The 12899-nt window shown below is 60.2% G+C and carries 7 protein-coding genes; 5 read left to right on the top strand and 2 right to left on the bottom strand.

Annotated elements, in window-relative coordinates:
* Window positions 1-9 precede the first annotated feature (9 nt).
* Together RS887_RS26885 and RS887_RS26890 are read left to right on the top strand one after the other, a co-directional pair.
* Window positions 10-6369: an immunoglobulin-like domain-containing protein gene (locus RS887_RS26885; protein WP_322617759.1), complete on the top strand. Its 6360-nt coding sequence runs from the start codon at window positions 10-12 to the stop codon at window positions 6367-6369.
* Window positions 6370-6515: 146 nt separating this feature from the next.
* Window positions 6516-6854, top strand: coding sequence for a hypothetical protein (locus RS887_RS26890; protein WP_008022183.1), 339 nt, complete (start codon window positions 6516-6518; stop codon window positions 6852-6854).
* Window positions 6855-6899: 45 nt separating this feature from the next.
* On the opposite strand, the gene lapD is transcribed toward RS887_RS26890, so the two are convergent.
* Window positions 6900-8846: a cyclic di-GMP receptor LapD gene (gene lapD, locus RS887_RS26895; protein WP_322617760.1), complete on the bottom strand. Its 1947-nt coding sequence runs from the start codon at window positions 8844-8846 to the stop codon at window positions 6900-6902.
* Between the two features lie 13 nt (window positions 8847-8859).
* Window positions 8860-9552, bottom strand: coding sequence for a cysteine protease LapG (lapG, locus tag RS887_RS26900; protein ID WP_322617761.1), 693 nt, complete (start codon window positions 9550-9552; stop codon window positions 8860-8862).
* Window positions 9553-9747: 195 nt separating this feature from the next.
* Between lapG and RS887_RS26905 the strand changes: the two genes are divergently transcribed.
* From RS887_RS26905 to RS887_RS26915, 3 genes are all read left to right on the top strand, one after another.
* The gene (locus RS887_RS26905) at window positions 9748-10458 is read left to right on the top strand and encodes a GntR family transcriptional regulator (protein WP_322617762.1); all 711 of its coding nucleotides are present in this window, start codon (window positions 9748-9750) and stop codon (window positions 10456-10458) included.
* Between the two features lie 727 nt (window positions 10459-11185).
* Complete coding sequence (locus tag RS887_RS26910) at window positions 11186-11962, top strand: DUF3050 domain-containing protein (protein WP_322617763.1); 777 nt, start codon at window positions 11186-11188, stop codon at window positions 11960-11962.
* Complete coding sequence (locus tag RS887_RS26915) at window positions 11959-12888, top strand: diiron oxygenase (RefSeq protein WP_322617764.1); 930 nt, start codon at window positions 11959-11961, stop codon at window positions 12886-12888. Before RS887_RS26910 ends, RS887_RS26915 begins: the two co-directional genes overlap by 4 nt.
* Window positions 12889-12899: the final 11 nt, after the last annotated feature.

A 12899-nucleotide genomic window follows, 5' to 3' on the forward strand; every position in this document is an offset into this window, starting at 1 on the left:
ACGCGGTGGGTGGCAACCTCGAGTTGGTGTCAAAACACCACGCCAGTGACCACCACGGTCAATGACGTCAACGACAGCACCACCGTGACCCTGAGCGCCACGCCGAGCGTGGATGAAAACGGCACCATCACCTACACCGCGACGCTGACCGATGCCCAGGGCCAACCGGTTACCGCGCAGAACGGCCCGGTGACCGTGACCCTCGACAGCGGCAAGGTGATCACCATCGCCGAAGGCCAGAGCTCCGGCAGCCTGCCGGTGACGGTGGGCAACGACGTTTACAAGGGCCCGACCACCGTCAGCGAGTCCATCAAGGACGCAGTGGGTGGCAACCTGGAGGCGATCAACCCGATCAAGACCTCGGTGGAAACCACGGTCAACGATGTCAACGACAGCACCACGGTGACCTTGAGCGCCACGCCGAGCGTGGACGAGAACGGCACCATCACCTACACCGCCACGCTGACCGATGCTCAGGGCCAACCGGTTACCGCGCAAAACGGCCCGGTGACCGTGACCCTCGACAGCGGCAAGGTCATCACCATCGCCGAAGGCCAGAGTTTCGGCAGCCTGCCGATCACCGTGGGCAACGACGTTTACAAGGGACCGACCACCGTCAGCGAATCCATCAAGGACGCAGTGGGTGGCAACCTCGAGTTGGTGTCGCCCAATACAACGCCAGTGACCACTACGGTCAACGACGTCAACGACAGCACCACGGTGACCCTGAGCGCCACGCCGAGCGTGGATGAAAATGGCACCATCACTTACACCGCGACCCTGACCGATGCTCAGGGCAATCCGGTTACCGCGCAGAACGGTCCCGTCACCGTGACCCTCGACAGCGGCAAGGTCATCACCATTGCCGAAGGCCAGAGTTCCGGCAGCCTACCGGTGACCGTCGGCAACGACGTTTACAAGGGCCCGACCACCGTCAGCGAGTCCATCAAGGACGCGGCAGGCGGCAACCTGGAGGCGATCAACCCGATCAAGACCTCGGTGGAAACCACGGTCAACGATGTCAACGACAGCACCACCGTGACCTTGACCGCCACCCCGTCGGTGAGCGAAAACGGCACCATCACTTACACCGCCACCCTGACCGACAAGAACGGCGCCGCGGTGACCGCGCACAACACGCCGGTCACCGTGACCCTCGACAGCGGCAAGGTCATTACCATCGCCGTCGGACAGAGCTCCGGCAGCCTGCCGGTGACCGTGGGCAATGACGTCTACAAGGGCCCGACCACCGTCACCGAGTCCATCAAGGACGCGGTCGGCGGTAACCTCGAAGCGGTCAACCCGGTGAAAACGCCAGTGACCACCACGGTCAACGATGTCAACGACACCACCACGGTGACCTTGACCGCGACGCCGAGCGTGGATGAGAACGGCACCATCACTTACACCGCGACCCTGACCGATGCTCAGGGCCAACCGGTTACCGCGCAGAACGGTCCCGTCACCGTGACCCTCGACAGCGGCAAGGTCATTACCATCGCCGTCGGACAGAGCTCCGGCAGCCTGCCGGTGACCGTCGGCAATGACGTCTACAAAGGTCCGACCACCGTGACCGAGTCGATTAAATCGGCCGACGGCGGCAACCTGGAAGCGATCAACCCGATCAAGACGCCAGTGACCACCACGGTCAACGACGTCAACGACAGCACCACGGTGACGCTGACCGCCACCCCATCGGTGAGCGAGAACAGCACCATCACCTACACCGCCACCCTGACCGACAAGAACGGCGCCGCGGTGACCGCGCATAACACGCCAGTGACCGTGACGCTGGACAGCGGCAAGGTCATCACCATCGCCGTCGGCCAAAGCTCCGGCACCCTGCCGGTCACGGTCGGCAACGACGTCTACAAAGGCCCAACCACCGTCAGCGAATCCATCAAGGACGCGGCCGGTGGTAACCTCGAAGCGGTCAACCCGGTAAAAACGCCAGTGACCACCACGGTCAACGACGTCAACGACAGCACCACGGTGACCTTGACCGCCACCCCATCGGTGAGCGAGAACAGCACCATCACCTACACCGCCACCCTGACCGACAAGAACGGCGCCCCGGTGACCGCGCACAACACGCCAGTCACCGTGACGCTGGACAGCGGCAAGGTGATCACCATCGCCGTCGGCCAGAGTTCCGGCACCCTGCCGGTGACGGTGGGCAACGACGTCTACAAAGGACCGACCACTGTCAGCGAATCCATCAAGGACGCGGCCGGCGGCAACCTGGAAGCGATCAACCCGATCAAGACCCCGGTGAACACCACGGTTACCGATGTCAACGACGCCACCACCGTGACCTTGACCGCCACCCCATCGGTGAGCGAAAGCGGCACGATCACCTATACCGCGACCATCACCGACAAAAATGGCGCCCCTGTCACTGCACACGACACGCCAGTTACCGTGACACTCGACAGCGGCAAGGTGATTACCATCGCCGTCGGTCAAAGCTCCGGCACTCTGCCAGTCACCGTGGGCAACGATGTCTACACCGGCGCGCCAACCGTTACCGAATCCATCAAGGCCGCCAGCGGCGGCAACCTTGAAGCCCTCGGCATGGACAAGACGCCAGTGTCGACCAGCGTCAGTGACTTCAAGGACACCACCACTGCCAGCATCAGCGGCAGCACTTCGGTAACCGAAGGCCAGGCGGCGAGTTATACCGTCAGCCTGACCAACCCGGCCCAGACCGAAGTGACGCTGAAAATCGTCTACAGCGGTACCGCCGCCGACGGTTCGGACTTCACCGGCGTGTACACCGTGAAGATCCCGGCGGGCGCCAGCAGTGCCAACTTCAACGTCGCGACCATCGATGACAAGATCACCGAAGGCACCGAAAACTTCGTGGTCAAGATCGACTCGGCCACCGGCGGCAACTTCGAGAATCTGGCGATCAGTTCGTCCAACGGCAGCGTCAGCACTTCGATCATCGACAACGATGCACCGCCAGTGCTGGACCTTGACGCCAACAACTCCAGCGGCGCCACCGGGGCCGATTACAAGGTGACGTTCACCGAGAACACCGCCGGTCCTGGCGTGTCGATCGGCGATCTCGACCTGAGCATCACCGATCCGGACAGCACCCTGCTGACCGGTGCGACCGTCGTGCTGACCAACCGTCAGCCAGGCGATGCGCTGAACCTGGGCAACAGCGTCAACGGCATCATCATCAACAGCAATGACCAGACTGGCACGATCACACTGACCTTGACCGGTACTGCGACGCTGGCTGATTACATTCAACGCATAAAGAACATCACCTTCACCAACAACAGTGAAGACCCAAGCACCGTACCGCGGACCATCACCGTGAAGGTGACCGATGGCAGCAACTACTCCAACACCGCGACCACCACGGTCAACGTGGTGGCGGTCAATGACGCACCGGTCGCAGCACCGGTCAACGTCATCGGCACCGAAGACACGCCGCTGACTCTCGGCTGGTCGACCTTCGGCGTCAGCGATGTCGACAGTCCGACCACCAGCCTGGGCGTGAAAATCACCCAGCTGCCGGGCGAGGGCAAACTGCAGTACCTGGACGGTTCGACCTGGAAAGACGTCGCCGCCAACCAGACCTTCAGCAAGGCCGACATCGACGCTGGCAAACTGCGCTTCATGCCGGATGCCAACGAGTCGGGCGCGAACGGTTATGGCCCCGGCACTGGCGATCAAAAGGCTGATTACGCGCAACTCCAGTTCCAGCCAACCGACGGCCAGGCACTGGGCAGCGCTGGCACGATCAAGATCGACATCACCCCGGTGGCGGATGCCCCGACCCTGAGCGTTGCCGACAACAGCGTGAAGTCCACCGGACTGATCAAGGAAGTCTGGACCGGTCTGTCGGGTCTGGGCACCAGCGGTAGCGGCGCAGACTCGACCACGCTGAAAAACGTGATCGACGCCGCTGGCACAGCGAACTCCAAAGGCACCGTGACCAACGTGCAGTCCGACGGTAACGTGACCGCCGGTACGGCGTCGAAAACCTCGGGCCTGATCTACCTCGAAGCCGGCAAGACCTACACCTTCAGCGGTGTTGGCGATGACAGCCTGTTGGTGACCATCGGCGGCAAGAACGTGGCCGCGATCACCTGGGGCGCGGGCGGCAACCTCAATGGTTCGTTCACTCCGACCACCAGCGGTTACTACACCCTGGACATCTACCACCACAACCAGAGCGGCCCGGGCAACTATGACGTCAACCTGTCGGTCAATGGCAGCACGCCGATCGACCTGAGCAGTGCCGGCGTACCGATTTACACGGGCGTGACGGACCTGGTGAATGCCGGCGTGACCGTGTCCGACTTGCACGGCACCAATGTCGAGGGTTACTACGACGGTTACAAACTCAACACCGGCGCCGAAGGCAGCAGTGTGAAATTGTCCGCCATCACGACCGCGCTGACCGACACCGACGGCTCGGAAAGCCTGAGCCTGAAGCTCAGCGGCATGCCGGTCGGCTCGGTGCTCACCGACGGCGCGGGACATACCTTCACGGTCACCGCGACCAATGGCGAGGCCAACGTGACGGGCTGGAGCCTCGGCTCTCTGACCGTAACGCCACCATCGTATTACAACGGCCAGTTCAACCTGACCGTGACCTCGACCTCCACCGAGGCCCTGGGTGGTTCGGCCAGCAGCACTTCGCAGATTCCTGTGACTGTGTACCCGGCGGTCTACAACGCCTTTACTGCCACGGCGGCCAATGACACCGTCACCGGCACCGACGGCAATGACATCATCGTCGCCGACATCGGCGGTCTGACCGTGGTGCCAGGCACCAACTACAACATCGCGTTCATGGTCGACAGCTCCGGCAGTATGAGTGCCTCGTCGATCAACTCGGCCAAGGACTCGCTGACGTCGGTGTTCAACACCCTCAAGCAAAGCCTGGGCAGCAACTCGGGTACGGTGAACATCTTCCTGGTGGACTTCGACACCCAGGTCAAACAGTCGGTGTCGGTTAACCTCAAAGACCCGAATGCACTGACTCAGTTGAAGGCAACTCTGGACTCGATGTCGTCCGGCGGCGGCACCAACTACGAGGACGTGTTCAAAACCACGGCCAACTGGTTCCAGAGTGCGGACGCCGTGGCCAACACCGGGGCGAAGAACCTCACGTATTTCATTACTGACGGCAAGCCGACTTACTACCAGAGCGGCGAGTCGACCAACCCGACCCTGTATGGCAGCACAACACTCGATAGCCTGATCACCACCAGCAACTATCAGTTGGGTAAAGCGATCAGCCTGGTCCCCGACAGCACGCACCAGATCGACATCAGTGCCTCGGGCTACGTGACGGTCTGGACCAAGACCAGCAACGGCAACAACGGCAACGGCAACGGCAACGGCAATGGAAGTAGCTGGTCCTCCAAGGACTTCGGCTATCTGCATGCCCAGGGCGATGGCACCTACGAGTTCTCGGGTCGTGACGGCGACGGCAGCAGCACCGACGGGGACACCATCAGCAACTCCACCAGCAGCTTTGCACTACTGAGCAAGCTGTCGAATGTCGAGGCCATTGGCCTTAACAGCGACGTGAGCCTCAACGACCTGAAGCCGTACGACTCGGATAACGCGCCGCAAACCAACATCGATCCGAAGGATCTGGCCAACTCGATCATTGGCCACACCGAGGCGACAATGCCGGGCAACGACACCGTCAGTGGTGGCGACGGCAACGACCTCCTGTTCGGCGATCTGGTGAGCTTCAACGGCATTGCCGGCGAGGGTTACCAGGCGATACAAGCCTTCGTGGCGCAGCAATCCGGCGTGGACGTCAGCAAAGTCACCACCAGCAACGTGCACCAGTACATCACCGAGCATTACACCGCGTTCGATGTGTCCGGTGCCCATGACGGCAACGACACCCTGCTGGGCGGTGCGGGCAATGACATCCTGTTCGGCTCGGGCGGTAGCGACACCCTCGACGGTGGCAAGGGCAATGACATCCTGCTCGGCGGCACCGGCAACGACACGCTGATGGGCGGACAGGGCAACGACATCCTGATCGGTGGTTCCGGTGGTGACACCTTCGTCTGGAAAGCGGGCGACACCGGCAGCGACGTGATCAAGGACTTCAAGGCCGGCGAAGGTGACCGGATCGACCTGCGCGATCTGTTGCAGGGCGAAACCGGCAGTACCATCGACAACTTCCTGAAGATCACCACGGTCGATGGCGTGTCGTCGCTGCAAGTCAGCTCGACCGGCCAGTTCAACTCGGGCAACGCCGCAGCCGCCACGCCGGACGTGACGATCAAGCTGGAAGGCAATAATTGGTCAAGCGCCAACCTACACAACCTGATTGCCGGTAGCGACCCGACCATCAAAATCGATCACAACAACAGCTGATGCATGAATACGGCCGCTCCTTATGGGGCGGCCGTCACGATTGCGTCCACTGCCCGGTGACGATTTCGTCGCTGCGCCACATACTGACATGCAGTTGACCTATGCTGCTGACAGCACGACGCTGGTTCAATTCTGAGGGATGCTCAATGTTTTACGTGCAACGCGATGCGCAGGGCCTGTTGGTACGCGTGGAACCCGCCGCCTACGCCGAGGCCACGGAAACGCTGCCGGCCGACAATCATGAGATCCAGACCTGGTTTGCCAACGCGGCGGTGGAGAACAGCCTCAAACAGCTCAAGCAAAGTGACCTGGAAATGATCCGGGTGCTTGATGACTTGATTCAGGTGCTGACCCAGAAAGGCGTGATCCGCGTCACCGACCTGCCAACGGCGGCCCAGGCCAAACTCATGGACCGAAACCAGGCCCGTGAAGCCTTGGGCGGCTTGAGCCAATTGATCGACGATGAAGAGACCGGGCTGATCTGACGCAACCCTCCGATCATTCCCACGCGCTGCGTGGGAGCGATCAAATCAGCCCCAGGGCTTGGGCTCGCCGAACAACTGGCCCTGCACACCGTATAGCCCCATCTCGCGAATCACCGACAACTCGCCTTCAGTCTCGACCCGCTCGGCAATCAGCGGCAGATCGATGCTGTGCGCCGCTCGCTGGATCGCCTCGATGAACAGGCGTTTGTCACTCTCCAGATCAATCGAACGAATGTAGCTGCCATCGATCTTCAGGTACTCCAGCCCCAACCGTGCCAGGTTGCCGATCATGCTGAAGCGTCCGCCAAAACGTTGCAGGCTCAGTGAGAAACCGAGTTCGCGCAAGCGCCGGGTCAACTGCTCCAGCACCGCCTGGTCAGGCAGTTGCTCTTCGCCAATCTCCAGGGTCAGACGCGGGCCGAAGTTGGAATGCGCACGCAGTATCTCGAAGATTTTGTTTTGCGCCTGCGGGTCGCCCAAGGTCGCCGACGACAGATTCAGCGCCAGCGACTCCTCATGCCCGCTCATTTGCGCCAACACCCGTTCGAGCATCAGCCGATCCAGACGCGCCGTCCAGCCGAAGCGCTCCAGCCAAGGCAGAAAACGCCCGGCGGGGATGGTCTGGCCGTGTTCGTCGAGCAGTCGCGACAACACTTTGTAATGCAGCACCCGTTGCGTGTCCTGGGCAGCCACGACCGGCTGGAAATACAGTTCGAAGCGCCGCTGTGTCAGCGCCTGGTCGAGCATGCGATGCCAGGCGTGGTGATCGTCGCCGACACTGGCCGAGAGGCTGTGTTCGATACAGGCCCAGTTCTGCTCGCCCTGGCCTTCGGCCTGCGCCAGCGCCTGATCACCGAGGCTGAGCACGGCTTGCGGCGAGTCGCCGTGAGCAAAAGGCGCCAGGCCGATAGACGCCACGGCAGCTACATCGGTGGCCCCGGTGGCGTGCAGACTGGCCAACGCACTGTCGAGGTTTTGTGCCAGTTGCAGCGCTTCTTCGCGCACCAGCCCCGGCGCCAGCACGGCAAATTCGCCACCGCGGATACGAGTGACCAGATTCTGGGTTTCCGGGTATTTGGCGCACTCGCGAGACAGTTGCTCACCGACCGCTTTGAGCACGTCATCGGTGCGCTGGCCACCGAGACGCTGGTTGAGGCCGGCCAGATCCTTGACCCGCAATAGCAGCAGGTAACCGGAACTGGCCTGCTCCGGATTGCTCACCCGCGCATTCAGTTGCATCTCGAAATAACGCCGGTTGGCCAACCCGGTCAACGAGTCCTGATAGGACTCGACCCGCAATTTTTCACTACGCTCCGCCTGCTCCTGAAACAGCGCCTTGAGCTTCTCGACCATCTGGTTCATGGCCTGCACGACCCGGCGAAGTTCGGGGGTGCGCGGCAGTTCCGGCAGGCTGAGAAATTCCCGTCGGGCGATGGCGTGGGATTGCTTGACCATGTAATCCAGTGGTCTCAATTGCTGACGCAGCAACAGCGCGCCGAGTACCGCACTGACTGCGCCGCATAGCAGCAACCAGCTCAGGCTGCCCAAAGCGCTTTGCCACAGCTTGGCCAGCGCGAACATCGGGTGGCTGACCACCTCGACCCGGGCAGCCTGCTCCCAGCCGCGGCTGACGATCGCATCACCACCGGCGGGCTCCAGGCCGATCAGTTTGACGAACCAGTCCGGAACGTTGTTGACCGCCGGAATGCCCGTGCGCTCAACCAGGGCCTGGTCGGTCTTCAGATCGACCACACGGATGCTCGCGTAGTAACCGCTGTCGAAAATCGAGCTGACCAGCAACTCGACCATCGCCGGGTCGTCGATATTCGGTGTCAGGGAAAGCGCCAGCGCCGTCGCCGCGTCCTGGGCATGGGAGCGCAACTGGTTGACGTACTGAGTGCGCGAGCTCTCCAGACTGACCATGAAACTACCGGTGAAGGCGACCACCAGGAACAGACAGATAGCAATCAACAGCTGTTTGAACAAAGACATCGGGCACCTGCTCCTAGTTAGTCGTCTCGACCGGGAATCCTTCGGCCTGCATTTTCTTCAACACATCCTGCCAGCGCGACAGACGCTTGGTATCGCCGACCTTTTTGTTGCCCTTGGTACCCGGTAACCACAACCCTTCTGCATTGAAAGAGTAGACCGGCAGCAAATCCTTTCGCTGGCTGGCCGGCTTGATTGCATCAATCAGGCTATCGAGCACCAGGGGCTCGGCTTCCGGACTCGAGTAGTAGGTCAGCACCATGTGCGCGCGGTTCTGGGTCAGTGCCTTGACGTAGGTAATACGCAGTTTTTCACTGGCTACACCGAGGTGACGCAGGCTGAAGTACTTGGCAATAGCGTAATCTTCACAGTCGCCGGCGCCTTTCCAGAGGGCTTCGATCGGGGTTTCCCAGTAGTCGACTTCATGCCACAGATCGATGTCTTCGACATATCGCAGCTGTTTGTTGAAGAAGCGATTGACCACATTGAGTTGTTCCAACTCGCCGATCTGCTTCTGACTGGTCAACAAGTATTGCCAATCATTAATGCGTTGCTGACCTTCTCCCAAAGGTCCGTACAATACCTGCGCCCGCCGGCTGATCAGGGAAAAATCCCAATCGGCACTCAAACTGCCCAACATCACGCCTGCCAGCAGCAATGCGCTGCACAGCCAGCGTAAAATCCGGGGGATCGTTAAACTTGCCGCCAATGCGAGGCATCCTGGGTAGGCAGGAGGGAGTCGTTCGAATGGTGAAGGCTAGACCGGAAAAAGACAATGGCACGGTGAGATCATTGGCGGCGCGCTAAACTGCAAGAAAGGCACTCGTTCGCTTGTTTGACAAGCCGTCAGGCAATTACTAGTGTCATTTGGATCCAAAAATTTCCATCATTCAGGGTGCGTTTAGTGACACAAAAGCCCAACCCTCTCAGCAGTATCAAGGTCAACGGACCCATTCCCGCGCATCTGGCACGCTCGGTGATCGAAGAAACCCTGCGCGCGGCCATACTCGACGGACGCATTCCTTGCGGCGCGGCCCTGCGCCAGCAAGACCTCGCCGACCTGTTCGGCGTCAGCCGCATGCCCGTACGCGAAGCCTTGCGCCAACTCGAAGCACAATCGTTGCTCAACGTGATTGCCCACAAGGGAGCTGTGGTCGCGCCGCTGGTCCAGGGCGACGCCGTAGAAACCTACGCGCTGCGCATTCTGCTGGAATCCGAAGCCCTGCGTCTCTCGGTGCCACTGCTCCAGGACGAAGATCTCGAACAGGCTGCCCGTTACATCGACGAACTCGAAATGGAAAGCGACTACACCGAAATCGGCCGGCTCAATCGCCTGTTCCACATGGTGCTTTACAGCCGTGCACCCAATCGCCGGCTGCTGAGACTGGTCGAAGACGGCCTGATCGAGGAAGAGCGGTTCCTGCGTTTCAACCTGGAAGCCATGGGCCTGGGCAAGCTGTCCCAGGACGACCACCAGGCCCTGTTGCGGGCCGCCGAAGACCGGGACGTCGAACGCTCCGTGAAGCTGCTCGAACATCATCTGAACCGAGGGGTCGAGGTCATTACGCGCTACCTCAACAGCCCTGAAGTCCTGGCCAAAAACACGTCCAGGTAACCCGCAGCGGCAAGTCCGGGCGAGGCGCACCAAAGGGATCGCCTCGCCTGATGCACATTTCCCCGAATGTGCTCCACGAATAGTTTGATTACATATCCCCTGCTCCCATACCACACCACCCTCGCGGCATATCGCGCCCCAACGCCCCGCCACCTTCAAACCTGATCATCGCAACGATTGCATGATGCCCCAGTATTGGCGGCCGCCTCGATTTGCGCCCACTCTGGGTGCCCAGGACACAATAAAACCGGGGACGCTCCATGCAAACGGCGTAGTCCCCATCCCCAGAAGCGAAGGAAGGAGCCTCATCACGGGAACGGAAGGGTCGGCACCACTCACGACCCACTTCCACCCCCTCAGACACCCCCAACGACGCCCGCTAAAAAGTTACTTCGAGTGAGGCATTCACTCTTTATTCAATTCTGACTTATATAGACCGGAAGGAGTAACTACGCCAAAATAAAACCAATATGAAAAGTTTTATTGGGACTTATCAACTTCGAAAAAGTTGAATATCAAAATAATACCAAAACAACTTGATTGACACTTTATATGTGTATTAGTTTTTCTTCGCCGCCAACCACAAGCGACAGCAACGCCTAAGTTACACGGCATATCCAGCACTGAAAAAGATCAATTCGTTTGAGGTACCCGCTCGCCCTGAAAAACTTGAAGCAAACTTCAGTGCTTGATTACTTCTCACCTCGGATCACTTACAGGCCCAGACATGAAACCAACTAAAGAACGTCTGATTCAAATAAAAGCCGAACTTGGCGAACACCCGATTTTCTCTGAAATACATTCGCTGCCGGTCCTGCGACGCTTCATGGAAACCCACGTGTTTGCCGTATGGGACTTCATGTCACTGACCAAGCGCCTGCAACAGGAGCTGACTTGCGTGCGACTGCCCTGGCTGCCACCGCAGGATCACCAGGCCGCGCGGTTGATCAACGAGATCGTGCTGGGTGAGGAGTCGGATGATCGCCCGGCCCAGGGTCATTACAGCCACTTCGAGTTGTACCTGGATGCAATGCGCGAAGTCGGCGCCTGCACCGTTGCCATCGAACGCTTCGTGGCCCTGCAACAAGAAGGCGTGAGCTACGACGTGGCCTTGCAGTGCATCAATGTCGATCCGGCGGCCGCACATTTCGTTCGCCATACGCTACACACAGCACTGCATGCGCCGGCTCACAGTGTTGCAGCGGCGTTTCTGCACGGTCGCGAGAGCGTTATCCCGCTGATGTTCCAGCGCATCCTCGACGATTGGGGCATCGGCACCGAGCAGGCGCCGACCTTCCGTTACTACCTCGAACGGCACATTGAAGTCGATTCCGAGGACCACGGCCCGGCAGCGGAAAAACTCCTGTCGCGACTGATCGATAGCGACCCGCAACGGCAGGAAGACGTGTATGCCAGCGCCATCGCTGCCGTGGAAAGCCGTATTGCCCTGTGGGACGGGTTGCGCCAGAGCATCAACGAATCGGTCGTGGAGGTGAGCGCATGAACGCCACCGACTACCAATCCTTCGCCGACGCCTGGGAAAGTCGCGCGACCATCCGCACACGCCCACGCCGCGTGCTGGAGAACGACGACAAACTGATCTACCCCTTGAGCCGTCAACCGTTGGTGCTGAGCGAAACCTTTCTGCGCGAATGTCCGCAACTGCGCGACTTTGCCCTGGTGCAGACGCTCTACAAGTTCATCAACGATGTGGTGATTTTCGAAACCGAGATCGTCGACAAGACCGCCCGCAGCATCGCCAAGAATCGCTTCGCGGTCGAGTTCCCGTTCGCCTGCCGCTACGACGCCATGACTGTCGTGGTGGACGAGGATTACCACGCACTGGTGGCGATGGATTTCATGCAGCAGACCATCGCGTTGACCGGCATCCCCCCCATTGAATTGCCGGATGAGATCGAACTGAGCCGAGCGATACCGGCGGCCGTGGCGCTGGCACCGGAGCACCTGCGCAGCGCTGTAGAACTGATCTGCGTGGCCATCGCCGAAAACACGGTGACCGGGGATGTCGCCGCGTTCGCCAAGGACGACACGGTCAAGCAATCGATCAAGGGCCTGATGGCCGATCACTTGCTGGACGAGGGGCGTCACTCCGGTTTTTGGGCACGGCTGGTACGCATCTACTGGCATACCGCAAGTGCAGACGACCGCCATTGCATCGCACAGATCCTGCCGGTGTTCATTGGCCATTACCTGACCAACGACATCCAGAAATCCTTTGACTTCCGCTTGATCGACGCCATGCAGACCAACAACGCGGCACGCCACGCACTCAAGAGCGAAATGTCGGCACTGGCCTTCCCGATCAATCGCCATCACCCGTTGGTGGCCAACATTGTGCGGTTTTTCCACAGCAGTTCGCTGCTCGAATCGCCGTGCGTACAAACCGCCCTCAGCGACTACCTGGTTTGACGAGGAGCCCA

Source organism: Pseudomonas sp. BIC9C (assembly GCF_034541995.1).
Classification (GTDB): domain Bacteria; phylum Pseudomonadota; class Gammaproteobacteria; order Pseudomonadales; family Pseudomonadaceae; genus Aquipseudomonas; species Aquipseudomonas fluorescens_CC.

Coding starts and splice junctions, on each gene's coding strand:
- RS887_RS26910 (WP_322617763.1), top strand. CDS start 11,186: ATGAAACCAACTAAAGAACGTCTGATTCAAATAAAAGCCGAACTTGGC.
- RS887_RS26915 (WP_322617764.1), top strand. CDS start 11,959: ATGAACGCCACCGACTACCAATCCTTCGCCGACGCCTGGGAAAGTCGC.
- lapD (WP_322617760.1), bottom strand. CDS start 8,846: ATGTCTTTGTTCAAACAGCTGTTGATTGCTATCTGTCTGTTCCTGGTG.
- RS887_RS26890 (WP_008022183.1), top strand. CDS start 6,516: ATGTTTTACGTGCAACGCGATGCGCAGGGCCTGTTGGTACGCGTGGAA.